Annotated in this window: 25 protein-coding genes; 13 read left to right on the top strand and 12 right to left on the bottom strand. The window is 61.5% G+C overall.

The features are described 5' to 3' along the window. The first annotated feature begins 147 nt into the window (after positions 1-147). Together RBR41_RS06540 and RBR41_RS06535 are read left to right on the top strand one after the other, a co-directional pair. The gene (locus tag RBR41_RS06540) at positions 148-849 is read left to right on the top strand and encodes a 16S rRNA (guanine(527)-N(7))-methyltransferase RsmG (protein WP_320351782.1); all 702 of its coding nucleotides are present in this window, start codon (positions 148-150) and stop codon (positions 847-849) included. A gap of 1 nt (position 850) precedes the next feature. Then, a complete protein-coding gene (locus RBR41_RS06535) occupies positions 851-3,340 on the top strand; it encodes an STT3 domain-containing protein (protein WP_320351781.1) in 2,490 nt (829 codons plus the stop codon). 148 nt (positions 3,341-3,488) lie between these two features. On the opposite strand, the gene RBR41_RS06530 is transcribed toward RBR41_RS06535, so the two are convergent. Beyond that, positions 3,489-3,962, bottom strand: a complete 474-nt coding sequence (locus RBR41_RS06530) for a 23S rRNA (pseudouridine(1915)-N(3))-methyltransferase RlmH (RefSeq protein WP_320351780.1) — start codon at positions 3,960-3,962, stop codon at positions 3,489-3,491. Between RBR41_RS06530 and RBR41_RS06525 the strand changes: the two genes are divergently transcribed. After that, positions 3,961-4,623 (top strand): L-threonylcarbamoyladenylate synthase, encoded by a 663-nt coding sequence (locus RBR41_RS06525; RefSeq protein WP_320351779.1) that lies wholly within the window; start codon positions 3,961-3,963, stop codon positions 4,621-4,623. The genes RBR41_RS06530 and RBR41_RS06525 overlap by 2 nt on opposite strands. A 465-nt stretch (positions 4,624-5,088) precedes the next feature. On the opposite strand, the gene RBR41_RS06520 is transcribed toward RBR41_RS06525, so the two are convergent. Together RBR41_RS06520 and RBR41_RS06515 are read right to left on the bottom strand one after the other, a co-directional pair. After that, positions 5,089-5,733: a class I SAM-dependent methyltransferase gene (locus RBR41_RS06520; RefSeq protein ID WP_320351778.1), complete on the bottom strand. Its 645-nt coding sequence runs from the start codon at positions 5,731-5,733 to the stop codon at positions 5,089-5,091. 255 nt (positions 5,734-5,988) lie between these two features. Continuing rightward, positions 5,989-6,528: a MarR family winged helix-turn-helix transcriptional regulator gene (locus RBR41_RS06515; protein WP_320351777.1), complete on the bottom strand. Its 540-nt coding sequence runs from the start codon at positions 6,526-6,528 to the stop codon at positions 5,989-5,991. A 139-nt stretch (positions 6,529-6,667) separates the two neighbouring features. Between RBR41_RS06515 and RBR41_RS06510 the strand changes: the two genes are divergently transcribed. From RBR41_RS06510 to RBR41_RS06480, 7 genes are all read left to right on the top strand, one after another. After that, positions 6,668-7,309 carry an NUDIX hydrolase gene (locus RBR41_RS06510; RefSeq protein ID WP_320351776.1) on the top strand — a complete coding sequence of 214 codons (642 nt, stop codon included), beginning with the start codon at positions 6,668-6,670 and terminating at the stop codon, positions 7,307-7,309. Then, positions 7,309-9,183 carry a UbiD family decarboxylase gene (locus RBR41_RS06505; RefSeq protein WP_320351775.1) on the top strand — a complete coding sequence of 625 codons (1,875 nt, stop codon included), beginning with the start codon at positions 7,309-7,311 and terminating at the stop codon, positions 9,181-9,183. The genes RBR41_RS06510 and RBR41_RS06505 overlap by 1 nt, the downstream gene beginning before the upstream one ends. Positions 9,184-9,201: 18 nt before the next feature. Next, entirely contained in the window at positions 9,202-10,896 is a 1,695-nt protein-coding gene (locus RBR41_RS06500) for an NAD+ synthase (protein ID WP_320351774.1), read from the top strand. A 65-nt stretch (positions 10,897-10,961) separates the two neighbouring features. Next, positions 10,962-11,099: a hypothetical protein gene (locus RBR41_RS06495; protein ID WP_320351773.1), complete on the top strand. Its 138-nt coding sequence runs from the start codon at positions 10,962-10,964 to the stop codon at positions 11,097-11,099. 120 nt (positions 11,100-11,219) lie between these two features. After that, complete coding sequence (gene glpX / locus RBR41_RS06490; RefSeq protein ID WP_320351863.1) at positions 11,220-12,200, top strand: class II fructose-bisphosphatase; 981 nt, start codon at positions 11,220-11,222, stop codon at positions 12,198-12,200. Positions 12,201-12,284: 84 nt separating this feature from the next. Next, entirely contained in the window at positions 12,285-12,794 is a 510-nt protein-coding gene (locus RBR41_RS06485) for a serine/threonine protein phosphatase (protein ID WP_320351772.1), read from the top strand. 223 nt (positions 12,795-13,017) lie between these two features. Then, positions 13,018-13,551 (top strand): V4R domain-containing protein, encoded by a 534-nt coding sequence (locus RBR41_RS06480; protein ID WP_320351771.1) that lies wholly within the window; start codon positions 13,018-13,020, stop codon positions 13,549-13,551. 510 nt (positions 13,552-14,061) lie between these two features. On the opposite strand, the gene RBR41_RS06475 is transcribed toward RBR41_RS06480, so the two are convergent. Then, positions 14,062-15,132: a sulfite exporter TauE/SafE family protein gene (locus tag RBR41_RS06475; protein ID WP_320351770.1), complete on the bottom strand. Its 1,071-nt coding sequence runs from the start codon at positions 15,130-15,132 to the stop codon at positions 14,062-14,064. Between the two features lie 377 nt (positions 15,133-15,509). Further along, positions 15,510-15,923 carry a hypothetical protein gene (locus tag RBR41_RS06470; RefSeq protein WP_320351769.1) on the bottom strand — a complete coding sequence of 138 codons (414 nt, stop codon included), beginning with the start codon at positions 15,921-15,923 and terminating at the stop codon, positions 15,510-15,512. Positions 15,924-16,183: 260 nt separating this feature from the next. Here RBR41_RS06470 and RBR41_RS06465 point away from each other — a divergent pair, with 260 nt between their 5' ends. Next, positions 16,184-17,656, top strand: coding sequence for a sensor histidine kinase (locus RBR41_RS06465; RefSeq protein WP_320351768.1), 1,473 nt, complete (start codon positions 16,184-16,186; stop codon positions 17,654-17,656). Continuing rightward, on the top strand, positions 17,653-19,329 hold the full coding sequence (locus tag RBR41_RS06460; RefSeq protein ID WP_320351767.1) for a sigma-54 dependent transcriptional regulator: 1,677 nt from the start codon (positions 17,653-17,655) through the stop codon (positions 19,327-19,329). Before RBR41_RS06465 ends, RBR41_RS06460 begins: the two co-directional genes overlap by 4 nt. Before the next feature lie 411 nt (positions 19,330-19,740). On the opposite strand, the gene RBR41_RS06455 is transcribed toward RBR41_RS06460, so the two are convergent. The 5 genes from RBR41_RS06455 to RBR41_RS06435 form a co-directional block, all read right to left on the bottom strand. Next, the gene (locus RBR41_RS06455) at positions 19,741-20,304 is read right to left on the bottom strand and encodes a tetratricopeptide repeat protein (protein ID WP_320351766.1); all 564 of its coding nucleotides are present in this window, start codon (positions 20,302-20,304) and stop codon (positions 19,741-19,743) included. Between the two features lie 263 nt (positions 20,305-20,567). Continuing rightward, positions 20,568-20,834: a hypothetical protein gene (locus RBR41_RS06450; RefSeq protein WP_320351765.1), complete on the bottom strand. Its 267-nt coding sequence runs from the start codon at positions 20,832-20,834 to the stop codon at positions 20,568-20,570. A gap of 267 nt (positions 20,835-21,101) precedes the next feature. Continuing rightward, positions 21,102-21,794, bottom strand: a complete 693-nt coding sequence (gene cmk, locus RBR41_RS06445; RefSeq protein ID WP_320351764.1) for a (d)CMP kinase — start codon at positions 21,792-21,794, stop codon at positions 21,102-21,104. Then, a complete protein-coding gene (gene hisC / locus RBR41_RS06440) occupies positions 21,791-22,951 on the bottom strand; it encodes a histidinol-phosphate transaminase (protein WP_320351763.1) in 1,161 nt (386 codons plus the stop codon). Before hisC ends, cmk begins: the two co-directional genes overlap by 4 nt. A gap of 217 nt (positions 22,952-23,168) precedes the next feature. Beyond that, positions 23,169-23,609 carry a universal stress protein gene (locus tag RBR41_RS06435; RefSeq protein WP_179980993.1) on the bottom strand — a complete coding sequence of 147 codons (441 nt, stop codon included), beginning with the start codon at positions 23,607-23,609 and terminating at the stop codon, positions 23,169-23,171. 294 nt (positions 23,610-23,903) lie between these two features. Between RBR41_RS06435 and RBR41_RS06430 the strand changes: the two genes are divergently transcribed. After that, positions 23,904-24,440 (top strand): hypothetical protein, encoded by a 537-nt coding sequence (locus tag RBR41_RS06430; RefSeq protein ID WP_320351762.1) that lies wholly within the window; start codon positions 23,904-23,906, stop codon positions 24,438-24,440. 332 nt (positions 24,441-24,772) lie between these two features. On the opposite strand, the gene RBR41_RS06425 is transcribed toward RBR41_RS06430, so the two are convergent. After that, a complete protein-coding gene (locus RBR41_RS06425) occupies positions 24,773-25,387 on the bottom strand; it encodes a hypothetical protein (protein WP_320351761.1) in 615 nt (204 codons plus the stop codon). A 257-nt stretch (positions 25,388-25,644) separates the two neighbouring features. Beyond that, positions 25,645-25,845, bottom strand: a complete 201-nt coding sequence (locus RBR41_RS06420; RefSeq protein WP_320351760.1) for a hypothetical protein — start codon at positions 25,843-25,845, stop codon at positions 25,645-25,647. Between the last annotated feature and the right edge of the window lie 25 nt (positions 25,846-25,870).

Below are 25,870 nucleotides of genomic sequence, written 5' to 3'. Positions count from 1 at the left end.
GTCAAAAATGGCGCGGCGTGACCGCAAGCCCCCTTTTTTACGTTATCGGCGCGGGGCTTGCAAGTCCCGGTCGGCGGGGCTATGAGTATGCACCGGCATGCACAGTGAAACGCCGGACGGTAAACAGTACAGGAGCAGCACAAGACCATGCAGCGACAAGCGGTAGACAGGAAGGAACTGGCCCGGCTGGCGGCGGCCACAGGCGCGGACGTGCCGGAGGAGGCCCTGGAGCCCCTTGGCGTGTACCTCGAGATGCTCTGTCAGTGGAACAAGGCCATGAACCTTGTGGGCCCGCACTCCTGGCAGGATATGCTCACCCGTCTTGTGGCGGACAGTTTTCATCTTGCGTCCTTTCTGGACAGCCTGTCCGTGCCGGACGCTCCGCTGACCTGGGATCTTGGCGCTGGCGCGGGACTGCCCGGCATACCCCTGCGCATGTTGTGGACCAGGGGCGCGTATTATATGGTAGAAGTGCGGGAAAAACGGGCGCTTTTTCTCTCCAGCGTGCTTTCGCAGACCCAGTTGCCCAACACGCACGTTTTTCGCGGCCCTGTGGAGCATTTTTTTCACGGCCAGTACTATCAGGCGGATTGCATTGTAAGCAGGGCCTTCATGCCCTGGCGGCAACTTCTGGATCTGGCTTTGCCCCGGTTGCAGCGTGAGGGGCACCTTGTGATCCTGGCGCTGGAACCCGCGCCGGAAGTTCTGCCAGCCCCCTGGCGTCTGGCCGGACAGCGCAGCTACGTGGTGGCGGGCAGCGGGCGCTGGTTCTGGGCGCTCACCCCCGATATGCCGGAAAACGACCGTAAAAATTTCAGCGCCGATTCGCATAAAGAAGACGGAGCATAGCATGCCCCAGCAGAGCCCTGCCCCTGAGCACAATCACTCGCCGGAACTTTCGCCGGAAAACGCGGCGCACGGCCTTTCCGCCAGTGCCGGGCCTATGCCGGAAGCCTCTGAAAATCCCGGCGCCACTGAGAGGGCCTTGGGCGAAGCCAGCGTACATGCGGGACGCGAAGCGCGCGTAAACCCGCAGGCTATGGCGCACCCGTGGGCCTTGCCGCGTGCCACGCACCTTGGTTTTCCGCCAGGGCCGGATGTGGCCGGGTACTGGTGGCGGGGATTTTTCTGGGGCGTAGTGACGCTTGTGATGGCTTTTGGCCTGCGCATGCTGGAATGGCCCTGCTGGCAAAACCCCGAATACCGTCTGGGCAGCCAGTGGCTTCTGGCCACGCACGACGCCTATCACTGGGTGGCCGGAGCAGAGGGCATAGGCCTTGCCGTGGGGCACCCCATGGCGGAAATGCTGCGCTTGCTGGCCGACGCCCTGGGCACGTATCCCGCCGCTGTGGCTTTCTGGTTTCCGGCGGTGCTGGCAAGCTTTGTGGCCCTTATCGTCTATGCCTGGGTATGGGCTTTGGGCAGCATGGAAGCGGGCGTGGCGGCAGGGCTGCTCACATCGCTTGCGCCGGGCTTTCTGGCCCGCACCATGCTCGGCTATTATGACACCGATCTGGTGACCCTGTTTTTTCCCCTGCTCATGACCCTGGCCCCGGCCAGCTGGGCCATGCGTTACATGTTGCTGCCGCAGATGGTCTTGCGCCGTCTGGCCATAGGGTCTGGCATCATGACGGCCCGGCGGCTGTTCAGCCGGGGCCTGCCCGAAGACGGGCTGGTCGAGCGGCTGCGCCATGCCGAGCACCTTGGCAATCCTCTGCGTTGGCAGTGGATTGTGCTGCTGGGCTGTTCGGGCGTCATTTCGTGGTGGACGCAGGAATGGCACTCGGTTTTTCCCTATCTTATCCGCTACAACGTGATTCTGCTGGCCTTCATGAGCCTCATCATGGCTCCGCGCGGGCGGCGCGCGCTGCTGCTCCTGGGCAGCCTCGCGTACGCCCTGCCGACGCTCTCTGGCCCGGTGGGTTTTGGCTTCAGCCTGTTGCTTCTGCTGGCGGGCACAAAGTCCGGCCTCAAGGCGCGGCGCATGCTCTGCCGTCCGTGGGTTCTGGTGCTGCTGTGGGTGGGCGTTGCGGCCCTGCTGGTGCACGGTGAAATTCTCACCACGCTCATGAACCACGTCAACGCCTACATGAAGCACGCTGGCGACGTCAAAAGCACGGGCGAGGGGGCGGTGCTCATGTACCCCTCGGTGAACCAGTCCATCATCGAGGTGCAGGATCTGAGCTTCGCGGCCCTGTTCCCCTATTTCCATCCCTGGATGGAAGCCGCCATCCTCGGCCTTCTGGGCTTTTTTGTGGTCATAGTGCGTCGGCCGGGAGCGCTTTTTCTGCTGCCCCTGGCGGCCCTTGGTATTCTGAGCACCAAACTTGGCGGGCGCATGGTCATGTTCGGCGCGCCTGTGGTGGCCCTGGGCCTTGCCCTGCCCCTGTACTGGATCTGGCAGCGCCTCCTGCGCACGAGCCTGCGCGGCTCCGTGGCCGGGCTGCTGACCTCCGCCGTGCTGGTGGCCCTGATGGTGGTTCCCTTTGTGGAGATGATCCCCGCCATGTCGCAGGGGCCCATGATCAACCGCCGCCACGCCGAAGCCCTGACGCGGGCGCGCACCATGACGCCTCCGGATTCCATGCTCTGGTTGTGGTGGGACTGGGGCTACGCTGCCCACTATTTTTCACACCGCGCCACCATTGCCGACGGCGCGCAGCACGCCGGGCCGTCGCTGTACTTGCCCGCCGCCGTTTTTGCCACCGACAACGCCCGTTTTGCCCGTCAGCTCATCCGCTACACGGCCTTGCGCGGCAATGAGGCTGGCAATGTTTTTGAGGGGCTGGACGGAAACTCGGCCCAGGCCCTCATGGACAAGCTGCGCTCTGACGAAACGCCGCTCATTGAGGCCAAGGGCAAGCTCTATCTTGTGGTAAGCTTTGAAATGCTGCGGCTGGGCTTCTGGATAAGCAATTTCGGCAACTGGAATTTTGTCACGCACTCTGGCGAGGGCGGGGCGCTGTCCATTGTGCCGCAGGAGCTTGCCTATCGGCTGGACACGGGCGAAGTGCGCCTTGAGGGCAGCACCAGCGCCATCTACGCCTCATCCATCACCGTGTTTGAGGAAACCGGCGTCACGCGGCACAACTATATTCAGGAGTGGTTTGACGCGCACCCCAACGCCACGCAGCAACAGCAGCAGGAATTCTTGTCCAATCGGCGCAATATCAACTTTTTCTTCAACCGCGTCACAGACGAAAAACTGGCCATGGACGAAGGGCTGTACAACTCGCTCATGGTGCAACTGCTTATGGGCGAGCCGCAGAATCCGCGTTTTTCGCCCTATTTCAAGCTGGTGTATGACAACGTGTTCGCCAGGATTTACGAAGTGCTGTAAGAATTCGCGCTGTTTGCAGGGGCCGGGGCAAGGCTTGCGGTTGTGCGCCCCCTGAAGGGCCGTGCCGCACAGACCATGAAATTCCGCACTGTCCCGGCAGCCTGCGCCGTGCAGCGGCCGTAGCCCGCGTCGCGCTGCCGCAGGAGCCTCAGTGGTGGTAGGGAACCTTGCGCAAAATGCATTCCGCGCGGTAAATCTGCTCCAGCAGCACCACGCGGGCCAGTTCGTGCGGCAGGGTCATGTCCGACAGGCGGATCATTTTACAGGCTTTCTGGCGCACGCAATCGTCCAGGCCCCAGGCTCCGCCGATAATAAAGCAGGCCCGGCCGCGCGCGTCCTGATCCATCTGTTGCAGCAGGGCGGCCATCTGGGGCGAGGTAAGCCCCTGGCCGCGTTCGTCCAGCACAAGAACCACGTCCTGAGGCGTCAGGGCCTCAATGATACGCCTTCCCTCAAGGGCATTGCGCTGATCAGGGGGCAGGGCGGCGTCGCCGTCGCGCACTTCGGTGTATTCCAGGGGCCGCCAGCGGTTGATGCGCATGAGGTAGTGGGCTGCGGCGTCTTTCCAGAAAGGTGTTTTTAACTTGCCCACGCTGATGCATCGTAAGGGTTTGCCTGCCATGTCTCTCCAATCATTCTGTCAGGATCTGCAAGAGGCCGTCGCCTGTCTGCGCGGCGGTCATGCGCTGATTTTTCCCACCGAAACCTTTTATGGTCTGGGCTGTCTGGCCACAGACAGCGTGGCCGTGGCCAGAGTCTACCAGTTGAAGCGGCGTCCCGTCCATAAGCCCTTGCCACTGCTGGCGGCCAGCGTGGAGCAGGTGCGGGCCGTGGCCTGCCTTGAGGCCATGCCCGAAGCCCTCGCCGCCTTCTGGCCAGGGCCGCTCACGGTGCTGCTGCCCGCAAGACCCGCATTGCCTGCGGCTCTTGTGAATGAACGCGGACAGGTGGCAGTGCGGGTGACGCCGCATCCCGTGGCGGCGGCTCTGGCCCTTGGGGCGGGCGGCCCGCTGACGGCCAGCAGCGCCAACCTCAACGGGCGGCAGCCCGTGTGCCGCGTGGAACAACTGGATCCCGAACTTCTGGCTGCGCTGGAAAACCAAGGGCAGATGCCCTGCGTACTGAACCTTGGCCCGAACCCGCAGGGAGGCGAGCCTTCAACCCTTGTGGAACCCCTGGCGGACGGACAAAGCGCCGGAGGGAACGTGCGGCGGCTGCGCATGGTTCGCGCCGGGGCTGTGAGCGCTCAGGCCCTGGAGGCTGCGGGCTTTACGGTCGTCTAAGGTCACGCTGAAATATTTTTGGGCATGCTTTGTGGGGGAGGGACCCTCTTTAGACTAGATTACCTTTGAAATGTTTTACATTTCAAAGGTGTCATTCTGCCGGAAATGCGATTTTCGGCAGAATCCACGCCACGTTGTGGCGCGCTGCACTTTCGTGCAGCGTTAGAGCATTTAACCTTCTTTAAAGGTTAAATGCTCTAAAAAAGGGTCTCCTCCCCCACGCCCCCACCCCCTAAAACTTTTATTGTCGCGGTATGCCCGTGCAGGTGTTCCTCGAATGGCGGCCCGGCGCGCCGTTGACGCAGGGTCGCAGCATGCCCGCGCAGGCGGCTGGCCACGCAGCCAACAGGCAATGCTGCTATGGTTGGCGGGTGATTGCTGGTCAGGAGCGTTGCGTGGCAACCCTTACGGCAGCGCAGATTGCCGGGGCAAGGGGCAAGCGGGCTGCCAGAGCCAGATGGAGTCTCAGGGCTTCACGAAAACCTGCCGCCGTATTATGGCGTTGATGTACTGGTCTTCGGTCTGAATCAGCCCCAGCTTTGCGCAAATGTCCGCATAGCTGTTTTCGCGGTTGTCACGAAATTTCTCCGTCAGGGCCATGAGCGGGCGCAACACAAGGCCCCACCCGCGCAAAAGCGGTTTTGCCACATCCACCAGCAGGAATTTGCCGCCGGGTTTCAGCATGCGGGCAATATTGCTCAAGGCGGCGCGGCGCACCTCCGGGCTTGCCTCGTGCAGGGCCATTGAGGTCATGGCAATATCCAGTGCCCCATCGGGAAAAAGCGCGTCATCCATAGACGCCGTACTGAAGTGCAAGGCCCCGCCCTGGCCGCCAGGCCGGTTGCTGGCATAGATCGTCTGGTCTTCGGAAAGATCAATGCCATGAATGGTGCAGCGCGGTGACGATCTGTGCGCCAGCGCAAAACTCAGGGCCCCCGTGCCGCAGCCCATGTCCAGAGCCTTCATGCCGTCTTCAAGGCGCAGGTCGCCAATGGCCCGCTTGTAAAAATCATCGTTCAGCCCGAATATTCTGCCCATGCGCTCGTAGTGCTTGCCCGCGCGCATGCCTGTAAAGGCATCGCCTTTTTTTACCGTGGTGTGGCTGTTCATATTTTTTCCTGGCTGGTTAGGGTGAGGCCGCGCAGGTCGTGCGGGATAGGTGTATGGGCAGTGCGCTGTCCGCCACTGCGGCCTGCAGCAATAGTGCGGTCTGTAGCATTGGCGGCGCCTGCACTGTTGCCCCTTGCGTGCGCGGGACCGGACGCGCCTTGCGTCAATGATGCCGGACGCTTGCGGCATGCGTCGGCATGTTCTGGAATTTTGTATGGCACCCATACAAAATATCCCAAAAAAAGGGCGCCGTGATCAGCTCTTGCTGAAGGCGGCGAGCCGCGCCAGAATGCCATTGAGCAGGCTGGTAAAACTGTTCAGCATTTCCGGGCCATGCTCCGCCGCCGCTTCAAGCACAAGATTGTCGAGCTTTTTGTGCAAACAGATGTGGTTTTGGTGGGCGAGCAAGCCTTTATCGGTAAGGAAAATGTTCAGCCTGGTCATTTTCAGCGGATCCTTTTCCTTGCGCACAAGCCCTTTGCGTTCAAGCTTGCGCAGCATTTCAGAAACGCTGCCCTTGGTTATCCCAAGTTTTTCGGCCAGCCCGTTCACATGAATGCCCTGGACATTGTGAATGGTCATGATCATCTGGATTTCCCCCAGATGGATCTCCACATCAGTGCCGAAATTGCGGCATTGACGTTCCAGCATGTAAAACTGGTTTACCAGTGAGAGCAGCGCAAAGCAGATGTGGTTGTTGCGCAGACGCTGGATGTCCGGATCGTCGTGGTCGTCGAGAATTGACTGCTGGATGCGCAGTTCGACGGCGGTTTTTTTGTAGTCCTTATCGTACATGCGAGATATGTATGGCAGCCATACTATTATGTCAAGAACCGGAGCCGCCCCGCCTTTGCATGCTTGCGGCCCGACCCGTGCTGGCTTAATATGCCTGTGCCTGCGGCTGTCGTCGCCTGGCAAAGACACTGAGGCTGAAATGAAAAAAGACGTTGTCTGCCCCCACTGCGGCAAACCCTATTCCTGCTTTCGCAATCCCGCGCCCACGGCGGACGTGATCATTCACGAGCCGGGCAGAGGGGTGGTGATCATCCGTCGCAGGCACACGCCCATCGGCTTTGCCCTGCCTGGCGGATTCATAGATGAGGGCGAGCAGGCTGAAGAGGCCGCCGTTCGCGAAATGCGCGAAGAGACAGGGCTTGATGTTGAGTTGACGGGCTTGCTGGGCGTGTATTCACGGCCCAAGCGCGATCCCCGCCAGCACACGCTTACCGTGGTTTTTACGGGCAAGGCGCGTAATCCTGACGCCATCTGCGCCGGGGATGATGCGGCCCAGGCCGCCTTTTATCCGCTGGACGCCCTGCCGCAGCCTCTGGTCTTTGACCATGCGGAAATTCTGGAGCATTTCAGGCAGGCCCTGGCCGGGCAGCGGCAGGTGGCGGCCGTGCAGCCCCTGGCCTGTCACCATCTGCCCGATGGTAACGCCGGAAAGGAAAAAAGCGTGGTGTCGTTCGGTTCCGACGGTGTATCCACCGGCGCATCCGCCGCCGCATCCTCCAGCGTATCCGCCGCGCCCGCCACACCCGCCACACTGGCAGCGCATAAAGGGGAGAAGTGCTGATGGGCTACCGCAACATGCAGGAATGCCTCGCCGATCTGGAGAGCCGTGGGCACCTCAAGCGTATTGACGCCGAGGTGGACCCGCATCTGGAACTGGCGGCCATCCAGCGGCGGGCCTTCAGGGCCAAGGCTCCGGCCCTGCTGTTCACGCGGGTCAGGGGCACGTCCTTTCCCATGCTGTGCAACCTTTTCGGCACACGTGAGCGCCTGCACTATATTTTCAGGGACAGCCTGCCTGCCGTGCGGGCCGTGCTGGCCGCCAAGGCCGATCCTGCGGCTGCCCTTAAAAAGCCCTGGGCCGCGCTGCCCGCAGTGCCGGGCCTCTGGCACATGCTCCCCCGGCTGCGGCGCGGCAAGGGTGGCAGCGAAGGCGGCAACGTGCCCGTGCTGGAGCGCCGTTGCGCGCCCGCCGATCTGCCGCAACTGACCTGCTGGCCCATGGACGGCGGGGCCTTCATCACCCTTCCCCTTGTGTACAGCGAAGACCCCGCCAACACGGGGGCCGACGCGTCAAACCTTGGCATGTACCGGGTACAGCAGAGCGGCAATGACTACGCGCCGGACGAAATGGGCCTGCACTACCAGATCCACCGTGGCATAGGCGTGCACCACGCCCACGCCATCGCGCAGGGGCGTCCGCTGCCCGTGCACGTGTATGTGGGCGGCCCGCCAAGCCTCACCGTGGCGGCGGTGATGCCCCTGCCCGAGGGCCTCAGCGAATTGCGCTTTGCCGGACTGCTTGGCGGACGCCGCATGGATATGGCCAGGGTTGACGGCCTGCCCTTGCCCGTTTTGGCAGAAGCGGATTTTTGCATCAGCGGGCACATCATGCCCAATGCCAAGCCCGAGGGCCCCTTTGGCGACCATGTGGGGTATTACAGTCTTACCCACGATTTTCCCGTGCTCAAGGTGGATGCCGTGTACCACCGCAAGGGGGCGGTGTGGCCATTTACCGCCGTGGGGCGGCCGCCGCAGGAAGACACGGTTTTTGGCGAATTCATCCACGAGCTTACCGGGCCGCTGGTGCCGCAGGTTTTTCAGGGCGTACGCGAGGTTCATGCCGTGGACGCGGCAGGGGTGCACCCCCTGTTGCTGGCCCTGGGCAGCGAGCGCTATACTCCCTATGAAGCCACGCGCAGACCGCGCGAGCTTTTGACCATGGCCCTGCACCTGCTGGGGACCACGCAAACGGCTCTGGCCAAATATGTTCTTGTGGCCGCCCACGAGGATGCCCCCGGCCTCAGCGCGGCCCATGCGCCGCAGTTCTTGCGTCATCTTCTGGAACGCACGGATTTTGCGCGCGATCTGCATTTTATCACGCACAGCACCAATGACACGTTGGACTATACGGGGCTTGGCCTCAATGAGGGGTCAAAGCTCATATGGGCTGCCGCCGGGGAAAAACGGCGTGACCTCGGGCTGGAACTGACGGGCCAGGCGGCCGAACTGCCGCCCCTGCCCCAAGGCTTTGGCGACGCGCACGTGGCTGGCCCCGGTCTGCTTGTGCTGCGCGGCCCACGGCATGCCCTGGGCAGAAACGAGCCTGATCCGGCAATGGAAACCCTTGCGGACGCCCTGGCCCACTGGCCCGGACGCGAAGCCTTTCCCCTGGTGGTGGTTGCGGACGATGCGGCGTTCTGCGCCAGGGATATGGACAACTTTCTCTGGGTGGCCTTTACCCGGTCAGACCCGGCCACGGATGTGTACGGGGCCCGTGCGCAAACGCGGGCAAAGCACTGGTCGTGTGAAGCGCCCCTGGTTATGGACGCCCGCCTGAAGCCCTTCCACGCTCCCCCCCTGGAAGAGGACCCGGACACCACCCGCAGGGTGGATGCCCTGGCCGCACCAGGCGGGCCTTTACACGGATACCTTTAACATGGGGGAGAGAGCGGCATGAAAATAGCCCTTTTGCAGTGCAACAGCGTCACAGGCGATGTGGCCGGAAATATGGAACGCATACTTGACGACGTGCGGCAGGCCGCCGCAGCCGGGGCAGAGTTGTGCGTGACGCCTGAACTGGCCTTGTGCGGCGTGGCTCCGGGACACTACCTTTGCGCGGATGATTTCGCGGCGGGGTGCCGCAAGGCGCTGGATCATATGGCTGAAGTTCTCAAGGGCGGCCCGGCCCTGCTGGTGGGCACGCCCGTGCCCAGCGTGTACGCGTCGGGACTGCTTTCCAATGCCGCGGTGCTGGTTCACAATGGCGCGTGGCAGGTGGCCTCGCGCAAGGTCTACCAGGGCGGGCAGGGCGGAACACAGGGAGCCGGGTCGGATGGCGAAGACAGCCGCTATTTCGACAAGGGCATTTCCTGCGGCATTCTGACGCTGGGCGGCTGGCGCATGGGCGTTGTGCTGTGCGAAGACGCCCAGCGCGAAGAAGACGCCTTTTGGAAAACCCGCTACGCCAGCGGGCACAATCCACTTATGGAACTGGTGCAGCGCGGCGTTGACGCCCTCATCCACATGGCTGCGGCTCCGTATACAGAGGGGGCGCAGGCCGCAGGCGAGCATATGCTTTCGCACGTGGCCGCCCGGCACCATGTGCACCTTCTTTCCGTCAACCTTGTGGGCGGCAACGACAGCCGCGTGTATAACGGGCAAAGCCTGGTTTTTGATCCCACGGGGCAGCTGCTGGCACGGGGAAAGGCTTTTGACGAGGACGTGCTTCTGGTGGATACCGCCCGCAATACCGCAAGCGGCGCGCCATCGGGCGGCAAGGCTCCGGAGCCGCTGTGCGCCAGCGTTGAGGAAGACTGCTGGCGGGCGCTTACCCTGGGCACACGCGACTTTGTGCGCAAATGCGGCGCTGCAAAGGCCATTGTCGGTCTGTCGGGCGGTATGGATTCGTCCCTTGTGTGCTGCGTGGCCGTCGAGGCCCTGGGCGCGGAAAACGTCACCGGCGTGCTCATGCCCTCGCCCTACAGCAGTGAAGGCTCGGTCAGTGATGCCCTCGGTCTTGCCAGCAACCTTGGCATCACCACGGTGACGCTGCCCATTGAGCCTGTCATGAAAGCCTTTGCCCAGACGCTGGCTCCCGGCCTTGATCTTTTTGAGGCCCGCCCCGGCGACACAACCTTTGAAAACCTTCAGGCGCGCATACGTGGAACCCTGCTGTCCTCCCTGGCCAACCGCGCCGGGGCTCTTGTGCTCAATACGGGCAACAAGAGCGAGGCCGCCATGGGGTACAGCACCCTGTACGGCGACACCGTGGGGGCACTGGCCGTCATAGGCGATCTGACCAAGACGCGCACCTATGCCGTGGCGCGCTGGTATAATGAACACAAGGGAGAGCAGATCATTCCGCAGCAGGTCTTTGACAAGGCGCCCTCGGCGGAACTGCGCCCCGGCCAGAAAGATGCGGACAGCCTGCCGCCCTACGAAGAGCTTGATCCCGTGCTTGAAGATCTGCTGCTGCCCACGACGCCGCCTGTGACCGGGCATTCTTCACCCCTGCGCCTCGAGGTGCGGCAGAAGCTTTTTGCGGCCGAATTCAAACGCAGGCAGGAGCCATTGACGCTTTTTGTCAGCCGCATGCCCTTTGGCGAGGGCTGGCAGGCCCCCGTGGCCGGGCGTTACCGGCTGCCATAGGCTCTGCCGGGGCTGGATGCAGGAATTTTAGTAGTATTGTGCTGTGAATGGGAGGCCCTTTTGCCGTGCCTTCACTGCGGGGATCTTTTGAGCGAGGGCCGGGCGCGTCGCGTCAGGCCGGATTGGCTGTGGTCATGTGGCCCGGCGCTGTGGGCGTGCCTGTAGGCTCTTCGCCGTACGGCGTAGCGGCTGCGGACGCGTAGAAGGCCTGAAAAGGGGGGCCCGCCTGAGGCTTGGCGGGCTGGGGTTTTTTCTTGAAGACGGCGGCGCGCTGGGGTAAGAGCAGTGTGTTGCATAACGCAGAACGAGTGGAGGAAGGTATGGTGGAAGCACCGGAGAAAAATCTGGCCCTGGATATTGTGCGTATTACCGAGGCGGCGGCCCTGGCGTCAGCCCGCTGGCTCGGGCGCGGCGACAAGGAGGCCGGAGACGGCGCTGCCGTTGACGCCATGCGCATCAGCTTTGCCACTCTTCATATCGACGGTCTGGTGATCATCGGCGAGGGCGAAAAAGACAACGCCCCCATGCTGGCCAATGGCGAAAAAGTGGGCATGGGCGTTGGCCCCTGCCTTGATGTGGCCGTGGACCCGGTGGAAGGCACAAGCCTTCTGGCCTATGGCCGCCCCAATGCCATCTCCGTGGTGGGCGTCGCCCCCCAGGGCAGCATGTTCAACCCCGGGCCGAGCTATTACATGCAAAAGCTCGTGGTGTCCCGCGAGGCGCGCGATGTGGTCGATCTGGACGCGCCCGTCAAGGTGAACCTGGCCAACGTGGCCAAGGCCATGGGCAAGAGCGTGCAGGATCTGGTGGTCTTTGTGCTGGACAAGCCCCGGCATGAAAAACTCATCAGTGAAATCCGCCAGGCAGGCGCGCGCATTCAGCTCCACACCGACGGCGACGTGGCTGGCAGCCTTATGGCTGTGGACCCGCGCTCTGAAGTGGACATCATGATGGGCACGGGCGGCACCCCTGAAGGCGTGCTGGCCGCTTGCGCCATCAAGGGCATGGGCGGGCAGATACTGGCCCGTCTTGATCCCCAGTCCTATGTGGAAAAAGAGGCCATCAACGAGGCCGGTGTCGACGCGCGCGAAGTGCTCACCGTCAATGACCTTGTGCGCAGCGATGACTGCTTTTTTGCCGCCACCGGCATCTCCGGCGGTGATTTTTTGCGCGGCGTGCGCTACAGTTCCAAATACGCCGTGACGCATTCCCTTGTTTTACGTGGTAAAACGGGAACGTTGCGGTATGTGGAGTCGTATCATAATATGGATAGGCTCTCGAAATTCAGCGCGGTTCGGTATTGAATGAATACATTGCTGTCAGGCTCAGGGGCGCAGTCGCGCCCCATGGCGTCACAGAACATGAATTTTTCTGCACGTGCGGCCTCCATGGCTGCACGTGCACTTCTGGTCGGAGCGGCCATCCTCTGCCTGACCCTGTCGTCCGGTTTGCCGGGCGGGTTTTTTTCCGGTCAGGCCCTGGCTGCTACCAGCCATGCAAAAAAACCGGCTCCAACCCCTTCCACTGTCTATGAAAAGCAGCCGCCGGTCACGGACAAGGAGTTGCTGAACTTTCTTGAAATGCTGCCGCAATTCCGTTCCTGGGCCAAGGCCAATAATGAAGAGGCCCACCCCACGCTGAACAACGGCAAGGCGGACTTCATGTACTCGCCGCAGGCAGCCGCCTGGGTGCAGCAGCATGGATGGGATCCGGTGCGCTTTTTCTGCGTCATGGGCCGCATGGCCGCTGCTCTGGCCATTGTTGAAGAAGGCAACGACATGACCGGCGTCCGTTCCAAAGACATGCCGGAAGTGACGGAAAGCGAACTGGCTCTGGCCAGGCGTCACCTTGGCACCATGCTGAAGGTCAGCACGGATGTGCCGCCCATAAGCCGGTAGGCGAGGGCGTAGCCCGCGCGCGGCGCGGCTGGCGACGATGCTTTTGACGGCGGCGCAGACACGGAAAAAACGGTTCGAACTCCTAACATGAAAACCAGCCCGCAGGCTTTCCACCCGCGGGGCCTTGTGGGCGATCCGGGGCGGATCGCGTCAGTTTTCGAGCCTGCTCGAGCGTTAGTGCCACGCAACGCAGGCTGCACAAAATCTGCAAAGGTGGTTTGGCATGTCAACCCGGCAGTATGCGTTCAGTTGGGATTATGTCGGCAATGTTCATGACGGTCGGCCAAATCTTGGCAACAGCGCGCGCATCGAGGTGTATCGGCTGTTTCAGTACACCCTGCGTGACGTCATTGAGGCACGCTATGGTACGGCCGAATCCGAAGAAGTCATGCGTGAGAGCGGAAAGCTGGCCGGGCAGAAATTTTGCGAAAGATTTGTCGGCCGCCGTGAGCGGTTTGACGATTTTGTGGCGGCGGCGCAAAAGGCCCTGCTGGACTTTGGCATCGGCATCATGCGTATCGAAAGCGCCGACTATGAATCCTTGCATTTTACCCTGACCATGGCCGAAGATCTGGACTGCTCCGGCCTGCCGGACAAAGATCATACGGTCTGCCACTATGATGAGGGCTTTCTGGCAGGCTTGCTTCTGACCCAGACCGGCGAGGAGTTTCACGTGCGTGAAATTGATTGCTGGTGCACTGGCGACAGAACATGCCGCTTTGAGGTCAAACCGCTGCCCAGGCAGATCCCGGCCTGAAGGATCCCGGCAAGGTCTGAGGCAAATCCCGTGGCGGCTTATTTTTTCACGGGTTACAAAACGCCCCCTTTGGCGTTTTGAGAATGCCCCCACCGCGCCAGCAAAGCGCACGATTTTCTCGCCACTGCAAAGGGCCAGACTTGGGCAATCAGCAAGCCATCAGGGCTGCATCCGTAGGGATGCAGCCCTGATGGCTTTTTCAGGCGTGAAAAATCCTGCAAAATTCAGCAACGCCAACGCAAAGGGGCCAGCCCGGGCGGGCCACAGGAGAGAAACCAGCCCGGACCGACCGATGGAAGGCGGCTAGTCCGGTGCGGCCAGGGTGTGGCGGCCAGCCCGGACCGGCCACAGGGGAGAAACCAGCCGGATCAATCAAGTAAAGCGGGCAAAACTGAAACATTCGCCCTTGGGATCTGCTCGAATAAATGGGGGGTGCAGACGCGATGCACCCCCCTTTGGCCATGGGGCTTGAGGAGAATTGATTCTGAATCTTGTACAGCCGGAGTTGCCCTAGGCGACGTCGCCCAGCGCAGCCTCCTTGCGATTGCGCTGTTGCCCGCGCCACATGCCGCCAAGGATCATGCCCGCGCCAACGAGCAGACCGGCGCACATGGTTATAAAACTGACGACCTTGAGTACGTAGAGAAGTCCCGGCCCCATCTGGATGAGTCCCAGCGCGCTGAGATACCCCGGCAGGGCCACAATGCGGCTTGCCGCAACAATGAGCATGATGGCGGCCATGACGTACTTGATCATGATGGGCTTGACGTAGGTGGTGCCTATGGCCCCAAGCTGCACGCCAAACAGGGAGCCAGCCAGGATGATGAAGACAAGACGGATGTCTATCATGCCGTGCATGGCCCAGTTGACCGAGCCGCACAGACCCATGACAAAGGCCGTGACCAGTTCCGTGCCGGACGCGATGAGTCCGGGCACGCCGATGACATAGATAAGCCCCGGCACGCCCACAAATCCGCCCACGGCGATGGTGGCGGCCAGCATGCCCGTAGCTATGCCCACGGGCAGGGTGAACCACAGCGAAATACGCAAACCGGATTTGGGAAAGGAAATCATGGGCGGCAGGTTGATGGCCTGCAGCTTTCTGGCAAGCGGCGGCGTGCTTTCGTCATCGTCCTTGCCGCAATGGCTGGAGCGCAGGGCGTCTTTAAGGATATAGCTGCCCACCACAACCAGCACCACCACAAAGGAAACGCTGACGTAAAGGTCAGACCCGGCCTGCCCCCAGTTTTCCAGAATAAAACGCTGGATGCGGATGCCGATCTGCACGCCTATGCCCGCAGTGGCGGCAATCACCATGCCCAGCTTGATGTCCACCTGGCCGAAGCGGTAGCGCTTGATGGCTCCCACCATGGCCTTGGGAAATTTGTGGCACATGTTGCTGGCCACAGCCACTGCGCCGGGCACGCCCAGCCCCATCATGCCCGGCGTGAGAATAAAGGCCCCACCGGAGCCGATAAATCCGCTCACAAGCCCGCCCACAAAGCCCACGGCCAGCAGAAAGGCCACGGAAACGGGCGTGAGCGTTATGAATTGCGTTGGGTCAAGACTAAGCAGATCCATGTTTTCCTCCGACTTGTAAGCTGATTGCCGCAATTATTTGGCGCAATTATTTGGCGCAATTACTTGGCGCAATTACTTGCCGCAATTACTTGGGTAACAGCCTGGCAAAACTGCCTGCCAAAGACTGTCTGTCCGGCCTGGGCGGGGTTGCCGCGCCCTGGCTGCCGCGCATTAGAGCATTTTCGCATTAAGAATATCCATTCTCAATGCTTCCAAAACGCTCGCTTCGGCGCGTAACCGCGCAAATAAATTGCGCTTACGCCTCTGCGGCGAGCGTCTGCTTACGCAGCCGCCAGAGCAATTTTACTTTAAAATCGCTCTAATTGATGCGCATGGGCCCGGCGGCGGCCAGGCCAGGCCATGCACTGCATATGTGTTTAGCCGTGCGCCACCGCAGTCGTGTCCAGCCGGGGAGCGGGCGCGGTGGTGTGGCGGGCCGCAGGTTTGGCTGCGGTATTTGCGCTCTGCTTCTTGATGCCGGTAATGCCGCACAAGTCCCAGAGGGCTCCGGCAAAATGGCCGTGCACGTAGGAGAGCAGCAGCACCGAGGCAATGGGCAGGGCCGTCCACAGCCCACCCTTGGCACACAGGGCGGCAAAGACGTCGGCATTGGCAAAGGCCAGCACATAGATGCATATGCTGCCAGCACCATAGAGCAGCGTCTGTTTCAGCGCCGGGCTGTGCCGCTTGCCGGGGATGCTCCACAAATCGTCTGTCCAGCCGGGTTGCCCGGCATCAGCGTATGCCACAGCGGTAAACCAGTTTTCCATCGTTTTTTGCAGGGTATTCATGTCGGCCTCCTGCAAGGGCAATTACAACTATTGTGCCAAAAAGCTCAATTTGTAACATACTGTATTTAAATAATTTTTTATTTAGGAGGGGGTGGTGGCACCTTGTCTGCCACCGTTGCATTATGACATGGCAGGGCGTGTTGCGGCCGCAAATTAGTGCTGCGCAAGGCTTGTCAGCGTTGTTTTATTTTTATACGCTGTCGCAAAATGAAACGGCGTCGGGCGCATGTCTGTAAGCATGTGCCTGCGGGGGTGAGAGCATGCTTCCCCATTTTTCTGTCTGGCATACCATTCGCGGCAAGATCGCCCTGGGCACGAGCCTGTTTCTGGCCATGCTCCTGCTCCTGGGCGGCATAGCCTGGTACGATCTTGAACGTATCGACAGGGCGACCCGCCTCATCGACATGGTGGACGACCTGCGCAGCGATGTGCTTGAGATGCGCAGGTACGAAAAGAATCTGCAGCTTTTTTCCGGCAGAAAGGGCGATCTTGTTGCCCTGCGCAGCTTTGTGGATCTGGCGCGGGATCGGGCCACATCCGTGGGGCAGGATTATAACGCCGCCATGGGCCGCCGGGTGGGCGATGGCGCGCACCACAATCTTGACCTGCTGCTTGAAGGCATTGGCGTTTACGAAGCCCTGCTGAACGCTGTGCCCACAGACGGCGCGGCGCTGACAGATCAGGGGCAGCGCCTGAGCGAACTGGCGGATTCGGCGGTGCGGCGCATGCGCCAGGGCATCTTTACCGCCGTGGGCGACCTGCGCACCCAGCTGCTGGGGGCCATTGCGGCCCTGCTGGCCTGTGGCGTGGCCTTTGCCTGGCACATAGGCAGGCACATCATGCGCGCGCTTGGGGCCATAGAAAACGCCGCGCGCAGTGTTGGCGCAGGGCAGCCCCTGCCGCCGCCCCCGGCGCAGCTTGAGGAAGAAGCGCGCCATGTGCTCCAGACCCTCGACGGCATGGCGGTGGAGCTGGAAAAGCGGCACGCCCTGCTGCTGCAGGAAAAAAAGCTGGCTTCGCTGGGCGTGCTGACTTCGGGCGTTGCCCACCAGCTGAACAATCCCCTCAACAATATTTCTGTGGGCTGCCAGCTGCTCGGCGAGGACGTCAACGACGCCAGGCAGGGGCTGCGCCCCATGCCCACGGCCGATGACGTGACCGCGCAACTTAACGAGATTCAGGCCGAAGTTGTCCGCGCCCGCGACATTGTGCGCGGTTTGCTGGATTTTGCGCGCGACAGGCCCTTTACCGTTGCCCAGCACGATCTGGCTGGCGTGGTGCGCAGGGCTGTGGCCCTGGTGCGGCACGACATGGGCGCGGCGGTGCGCATTGTGGAGGACGTGCCTGCCGGCCTGCAGCTGCCCATGGATGCCCAGCGCATTCAGGAAGTGCTCATCAACCTGCTGCTCAATGCCAGCCAGGCCATGAACGGCAGCGGCGAGGTACACATATCCGCCCGTGTGGACGAATCTGCTGGCATGGCGGAGTTGCGCGTGCGCGACACGGGCAAGGGCATAGCGCCGGAACACCTGGGCCGGGTGTTTGATCCCTTTTTCAGCCTCAAGCCCGTGGGCGAGGGAACGGGCCTTGGCCTGTCCATAGCCTTTGGCATTGTGGGCAAGCACAAGGGAACACTGGAGGCGCAGAGCGAGCTGGGGCAGGGCGCGTGCTTTACCCTGCGGCTGCCCCTTGCGGCCCGGCGCGACGCAAACGTTTCAGGAGCAGAGTCATGACTACGGAACGGTTCCGGCTTGCGGAACAAGCCTCCACGCAGGCAACGCCCGACGAACCCCGGCGCAGCACCCACGGGCGCGACGCTGCGCAGCGTGCCGGCGGCGGTGGACGCCTGCTGATTATTGATGATGAACGCATGGCACGCGCAAACCTCGCGCGCGCCCTGGAGCGCGGCGGGCACCAATCGGCTCAGGCTGGCAGCGGCGAAGAAGGACTGAAGCTGCTGGCAGAGCAGGATATCGACGTGGTCATCACCGATATCGCCATGGCTGGCATGAACGGCATGGAGGTGCTCAAGGCGGTGCGCTCCAGCAAGCCGGATGTGGAAGTTATCATGGTCACGGGCTACCCCATGATTGAAAGCGCCGTGGAAGCCATGCGGCTTGGGGCCTTTCATTATCTGGCAAAGCCGTATTCGCTGGAGGAGGCGCGCATACTGGTGGCGCGCGCACTGGAAAAGCGCCGACTGCGGCAGCAGGTCGTGCAAATGCGCGCCCAGCTTGAGGCCAGCGGCTCCGTGCCAGAGATGGTGGGCGCATCGCCAGCCATGGGCGGTCTGCGGCAGGCGCTCATGCGCCTGGCCCCCACGGACGTGGCCGTGCTGCTGCAGGGCGAAACGGGCACTGGCAAGGAACTGGCGGCCCGCACCATGCACGCCCAGAGCCAGCGGGCGCGGCGACGTTTTCTGGCCATCAACTGCGGCGCGCTGTCGCCAGAGCTTCTTGAAAGCGAGCTTTTCGGGCATGAGCAGGGGGCGTTTTCCGGCGCTGTGCGGCGCAAGGAAGGGCTCTTTGAGGCTGCCAGCGGCGGAACGCTCTTTCTGGACGAAATTGGCGAAATGCCCGCAGGCATGCAGGTCAAACTGCTGCGCGTGCTCCAGGAGCAGACGCTGCGCCGCGTGGGCGGCACTGTGGACATACCTGTGGACGTGCGCATCATCGCCGCCACCAACCGCAACCTCAAGGAAGAAGTGGAGGCAGGGCGTTTTCGCCGCGACCTTTACTACCGTATTGCCGTGGTGACGCAGGAACTGCCGCCCCTGCGCAGCAGGGTTGAGGACATCCCCATGCTGGCGCGCTTTTTTCTTGCGCGGCTGGCGGAGCAGGGTGGGGCTGCGCCGCTGGATATCGACGAAGCAGCCCTTGATGCGCTGCGGCTGTATCCCTTCCCCGGCAATGTGCGCGAGCTTGCCAATATTCTGGAGCGGGCGGCGGTGTTCTGCCCGCCGGGCGGCAGCATAGGGCTGTCGCACTTGTCGCCGGAAGTTTCCGAGCCGGGACAGCAGCCTTCAACGGCAGCTTCTGCCGCGCCTGCACCCACAATCCTGCACCCCTCCACAACGGCTTCTGCCGCGCCTGCCGCCATGAGGGCGGGGCAGGCGGACACTGCATCTGCCATTACCGCTGCGCCCATGGCGTCTGCGACGCCAGTGCCGCCAGCGCCAGCGCCGCCTGGGCCGCAAGCGTCGCCCGCGCCCCCTCTACCCCTGGTACCCTCTGCGCCACAGCACGAGCAGGGGCAGGATCTGCCGCTGGTTTCACTGGCAGAAATGGAAAAGCAGCACATTCTGCGCGCTCTTGAACTGGCGGGCGACAACCGCACTCTGGCTGCCGATATGCTGGGCATCAGCCGGTCGTCCCTGTGGCGCAAGCTCAGGGAATACGGCGTGTAGTGCCTGTGGGAACAGGCATTTTCTGCAACGGGCTGTCCGCGTCATGAAAAACTGTTCGTGCGCCCTGCGTCTGCCACGTGTGTGGCAGCACTTCCCGGCGGGGAACCGGCTTGCTTCCAGAACCGGGCATCGTTGAAAAAGGGTGCGTGCTCTGTATTTTGTCCAGCGAAGAGCCTGATGTGATTAAGGGGCTTTGGGGCTGGCGCAGCATAAAAAAATCCCTGAATAAACTTCAGGGATTTTTCGCTGTAGCTGTGTTGCCACGCCAGAAGACCGAGCGGCCCGCAGCGGGTGAACAGCGTTGTCCATTCCCCGAGGAAGAGATTTTCCGGCCCCGGCGCCTGCCAGGGGCCGGAAAATCATGTGGGGAGGGGAGTATGTTTTGGCAGCGGCATGGCCCGGGGGCCATGACTACGCGGCCATTGTGTCAAAAAGTTCTTTGGCGTTGCTGTTGGCGGGGTTGGCGCCAAGCACAGTTTCCAGATGCTGACGGGCATCTTCACTGCGGCCAAGGTAGATAAGGCATCCGGCCAGGGTCACGCGAACGGCTTCGGCTTCAACACCGGTGCGCAGGGTGTCTTCCAGATGGGGCAGCACGTTTTCAACGCGGTCCAGCTGATAGGCTTCACGCACAAGGCAGTTCAGGGCGATGATGTTTTCAGGGTTTTTGTCCATGGCGCGGGCAAAGTAGTCAAAAGCGCCTTCGTGCTGACCCTGTTCCATAAGAACCAGGCCGATGCCGCACAGGGCCTTGTCGGTCTCTTCAACCGCGGCGGCCTTTTGGTACAGAACCAGAGCCTTGTCAAGCTCGGAGCGCTGCACGGCCACAGTGGCCAGGCCCATGTAGGGGGCCGCGTTCTGGGCATTGCTGTTGGCAGCCTTGCGGTAATATTCTTCAGCCTTGTCAAAATCGCCCATGAACAGGTAGCATTCGCCCAATTCTTTATTGATTTCGTAATCCAGTTGATTGCTCATTTTTTCCTCCCCAACTGAGGCTGGTTTGCGAAGACGCAGAATGCGCCTTTGGCTTGCCCCGTACTATGCACTGCTCGTGCCAATTGTGAATTGTACAATCAAATCAGCATATTGCTTTTTCGATAGAAGGAGGACTGCAGGGGAGCGGCAAAGGCCGCCGCGCAAAAAACGCCAAAAATCCGCCACAGACGGGGCGAGCGGCAGATTTTGCCGCCAGATTTTGCCGCCGAATCGTGCCATCAGATACGTAAAAAGCCTTTTGCTCACAGGCAAAAGGCTTCAGGAAGGGCAGGAAGGGCAGGAAGGGCAGGAAAGGCAGGCTCGTCCAGATCAGGCCAGATCAGCTTCGGCCAGACCATGCCAGACCATGCCAGACCATGCCAGGCCATCCCAGGCCATCCCAGACCAGACCATGCCAGACCATGCCAGACCATGCCAGACCATCCCAGACCAGACCAGGCCATGCCAAAGCAGGCCAGAGACTCTTTGAAACAATGTGATGGCTGAAGGGGCTGTATCCCTTCACGCATCAGATATGCAAACACCGGGAGTGCGGTACCCTGCCATGCCCGTAACGGTGCTCAGCCCCGCAGGTACACGGCGTTGATGTTGACTCGGCGGGTGACTGCACGCAGCCGCCGGGGCATTTCACCATTGGACTGCCTTGGCGTCATAGTGCAATACAATAAGAGTTTTAGGGGGTGGGGGTGTGGGGGAGGCGACCCTTTTGCAAAAGGGTCCCTCCCCCACAAAGTGTTTCACAGCGTAACTGCCACTCCGCGCGCAAAAACGCCGGTTCAGGCGTGCAGGCTCTGGCTGCCCCCGTGCACATTGATGTGGTGGAGCATGACGCCAAGAACGCCTTCAATGTCCAGGCGCGACGTATCCACAATGAGGGCGTCCGGGGCAGGGCGCAGCGGGGCCACGGCCCGGTTGCGGTCAAGGGCGTCACGCTGGCGTATCTGTTCTGTGAGGCTGGTCAGTTCAGCGGCTTCCCCCCGTTCTTCGAGGTCGCGCAGCCGCCGCATGGCGCGCACTTCCGGGGCAGCATCCAGAAAAAACTTGAAGCGCGCGTCGGGAAAAACCACGGTGCCCATATCGCGGCCCTCGGCCACCAGGGGCGAGTTCTCGCCAATGGCTCGTTGCGTCTGGCGCAGGATGTCGCGCACCACCGGCACTGTGGCGATGCGGGCTGCCAGCATGCCCACCTGTTCGGTGCGGACTTCACCGCGCACGGCCACGCCATTGCAGAACAGGGTGGACTGTTGCCCCATGCCACTGAGGGTGAAGGTCCATTGCCCACAGCGGCTGCGCAGTTCGTCTTCCGGGAGTTTTTCCGCACCGGGGCCCAGCTTGAGGGCCATACAGCGAAACATGGCGCCGGTGTCCAGATAGGCCAGCCCCAGGCTTTCGGCCATGCGGCGGGCCAGGGTGGTCTTGCCGACCCCGGCGGGGCCGTCCAGCGTCACGACAGGCAGGCGGGCGCTCATTTGTGTCCCCTGGGGGCGGCATCAGCTTCGGCATGGCGGTTTTCCAGAAGAATTTCGTCCATGGCCAGCAGAAAGGCCCTGTTTTCCTGTTCATTGCCGACGCTGACGCGCAGATGGTTGGGGAGATTGTAGCTTTTGAGCGGGCGGATAATGATGCCCCGGCGGAGCAGTGCCTCAAAACAATCCTCGGCTTTCAGCGTGTTTTGCGGCAGCTGGAAAAGAATAAAGTTTGCAGCGCTGGGCCAGACGTAGCAGCCCAGGGCCGTCAGGCCAACGGTAAGGGCATTGCGCCCCTGCCGTACGGTCTGCATGGTCAGCGCGTAGAACGTGGTGTCTTTCTGTGCGGCCAGGGCGGCTTCTTCCGCCAGAATATTGACGGAAAAGGGCAAACGTGCCCGCCAGCAGTAGTCGGCTATGGCCGGAGGCAGGATGCCGTAGCCCACGCGCAGGCCCGCAAGGCCGAAACTTTTGGAGAAAGTGCGCATAAAGGCCGTGTTTTCGGGCAAATGGCCGCTGGCCAGAAGGGAAGATTCCGGCTCGTTTTCTGCAAAATCCATATAGGCTTCGTCCACGACCAGCAGGCAGGCGGGTGCAATTTTGGCCAGTTTTTCGGCCAGTTGCGCCACGTCTTCACGCGGCGGGCAGTAGCCGGAAGGATTGTCGGGCGTGGTGACGAACACAAGGCGTGTATTGGCGTCCACCCTGGCGAGCAAGGCGTCAAAGTTGAAAGAAAAATCGTCATTGAGCGGCTGGCGGCGCACTTCGACGCCGCAGACGCGCCCCTGGATGGGGTAGATGCTGAAGCAGGGTTCAAAGCAGACCAGGTTGTGCACGCCGGGTTCTGCCAGGATGCGGATGAGCAGGTCTATGATCTCGTCGGAGCCGTTGCCCACCACGATGCGGCGGGCATCAACACCGTGGAGCTTCCCCAGCGCCGCCGCAAGGCGGGGATTGCCCCCCTGGGGATAGCGAAAGCCCATGGCCGCGTGCCGCTGTACGGCATCACACGCCAGGGGCGACATGCCCAGCGGATTTTCGTTGCTGGCCATCTTGATGACCTTGGCGAGATTGTACTTCTGCTGAATTTCGGCAATGGACAGACCGGGAACATAGGCCTTCAGGGCAAGAATTTCCTGCCGCACGCTGATCTCAAACATGTCTTCTCCACAGCCGGGCATGGGGGCGCTCTCGGCAACAAGAGGATTGTTGACGGGCCGCGCCTCTATTACGGAGACGCGGCCCTGATGTGACGTCATGCCTGGGGGATGTGCGGCGCATCCGGCTGGATGCCCGGCAACGCCAGGCGTTTTTGCGAGTGGCCGCATGGGCGGCGTGGCGTACTGTGCACCTGTACGCCCTCAAGGATATTTGGCACTAGCTGGGGCGTACGGTCAGCACGGGCATGTCGGCGTTCTTGACCACCTTTTCGGCAACGGAGCCAAAGAGGATTCTGTCAATGCCCTTGCGGCCGTGGGTGCCCATGACAATGATGTCCACCTCTTCTTCCTTGGCGTGGGCCAGGATTTCTTCGGCGGCGTAGCCGATGAGTACCTTGCCCGTGGCTGTTACGCCAGCAAAGTTTTCAGCGACAAAAGATTCCATGGACTTTTCAGCACCGGAGACGATTTCGCCCACAAAGTTTTCTATGGTGTTGGGGGGCACGTGAAAGCCCACATACTGGCTCAGCGAGGGAGCGGTGTATACAACCACAACGCTTGCGTTCAATCCCTTTGCAAGCAGAACGGCGTATTCAGCCACATCCTTGCTGTGTTCGGAGAGGTCTACCGCGCAAAGAATCTTCTTGATTTCCTTCATGGCTAGCTCCTGTTCCCCGAGGGAAGATAAAGTTATAAAAGGCGTAGCCTGCATACGTTCAGTGTTTTCGCCATGCGGGCGGGTTCGCGACTGTTTGCCGTAATCTTTGTTAAATTTTAGTTTTTTTTACAACAATAGACAAGGTCTTTTGGACAGCATATGCTTGCGCCGTGGGAAATTTTTTCCCTTCTGCAAATTCGGTATGTTATAAAATCAGCTAGTTGAGTCGTCCAGCGACTTGGCAGACTTCTTGCACAAATGGCGCAAATGCGGAACGCCAACCCTGGAGGCGACATGAAGATCAAAAATGAGCAACTGGAAGCCCTGCTTCGCCAGCAGGAACAATCCTCCGGCACAATCCGCAAGTCTGGCGGTCAGAGTTCGGGCTTTGAGGCCGCTCTGGCCGAACAGTTGGGTCTTGTGGACGGTGGCGCGTCTTCCACTGCCGAGGGTACGCTCTCGGTGGGCGGCATGCAGACGGCCCAGGCGTCACAGGCATCCATGATAAGCCAGATGCTGCTGGGCGCTACCGGGCAGACCGACGAAGCCAATCCCACTGAAGACGTGCTGCAGGAGGCCTTTACCCAGGCATCCGGCACGCTGGACATGTGGGATTCTTACGTCAGCACCCTTGGCGATGCCGGCAAAAACGGCTCTCTGCGTCAGGCCTATGCGCTTTTGCAGGGCATTGACGGACAGGTTGCCTCACTGAAGGAAAATACCGCGGGCCTGCGCGGGCAGAACCCCGGCCTGGATACCCTGGTGAACAATCTGGAGGTGCTCGCCACCACAGAAAAGTTCAAATTCAATCGCGGAGACTATAACGTCTGATTTTCCCTCAGTAGCAGATTGCAAAAAAAGCCGTGAACATCAGGGGTTCACGGCTTTTTTGTGTTTGTGGGAGTGTCGTTGGAGAGGGAGTGTGCGTGTCTGTCTGCGTGTCAGGGATGGACTTTTGCGATCCCCCGGGGCGCTGAAGGGCTGGTGCGCCCCGGAGAATCGGTTCAGGGAAGTGTCTCTATGAAGTGGCTATATATCAAGAGAGTGGCGCTCTCGAAGTCAACGGGCTTACCGTCATGAACGTGCGCGGGCAAATAGCGCGGGTTCTGTTGCCGGGCGGCCGCCTCAGGCAGCCGCCCGTGGGTTGGCGGTATTCGTAAAGTTTAGTTGGTCTTGGAGTCCGTGGAGTTGCTGGTGGACTGGTCCATCATGCCCATGCCGTAGCCGTGCATGCCAGGGCCGCCGTAGCCGCCGTGATTGCCGGGGCCGCCATGATTACCGGGGCCGCCGTGGCCGCCGCGCGGGCCCATCATGCCCCTGCCGCCCATGCCGGAGCAGTCGCCCATGCCGCCCGCCATGCCGCGGCCCATGCCGTGGCCGCCCATGTAGGGAACGCCCTTGTCCTGCATCTGCTTGCGCATGGCGCCGTCAAGCTGGTACAGCTTGCCGTCCACGTCCTTCACATCCTTCTGCAGGGCCACGATCCTCGGATCGTCAGCCTTCACGCCCTGATAGAGCAGGGCGTTGATTTCAGCCTGCTTGCCGTACTTCTGCTGGAAGAGCGGCTGCATCTTGGGGCCGAATTCCTTGTGGATGTCCTGCAGGGCGGTCATCTGCTCAGGAGTCATGTTCATATGGGGGCCCATATGGGGGCCCATCTGGCCTGCCACAGGGGGAGCGGGAACTTCTGCCGGGGCGCTGCTGGCGATGCCGGCGGTGCCGAGCAGGGCTACAAGAGCGAGCGCCGCGGTGGTGGAAGCAAGTTTGGATGTTTTCATGGTAGTGTCCTTTATGGTGTTCGGTTGAGGCCGAAGTTTTTTGTCTCTATGCGAACCGTGGCGCCGCCAGGGGTCGTTATCATCTGTGCGAGAGTGTGATTCAGGGGGGCCGTATATGCCATTTCTGCCTTGCCAGCCCGGCCCCCTAAGGCCGCCGCAGCCGGACAGCGACGCCGCTGTTGTGATTGTCTGCCAAGAACTCCGGTAAGGCGTCTCATGTGTTGTCCTTGGGGTCTCAGGGCGTCAGCGGCCGGGGCTTACCGGCCCATGTGATTGCCGCCATGGGGGCCGTAGCCGCCGTGACCGCTGCCGCCGTTGCCACCGTTACCGCACCAGGGAGAGGCAGTCCCGGTGCTTGTGGCATGCTGGGCCTGCGCGGGCAGGGCGGTGAGGGCCATGGCGAACACAAGGGCCAGGGTTGCAAAGATAAATGTGGGTTTGGTGGTTGAAGTTTTCATGATGGACTCCTTAACTTTATATGTA

Source organism: Desulfovibrio sp. (assembly GCF_034006445.1).
Taxonomy (GTDB): Bacteria; Desulfobacterota; Desulfovibrionia; order Desulfovibrionales; family Desulfovibrionaceae; genus Desulfovibrio.
This window is presented reverse-complemented; position numbering and strand designations above follow the sequence as displayed.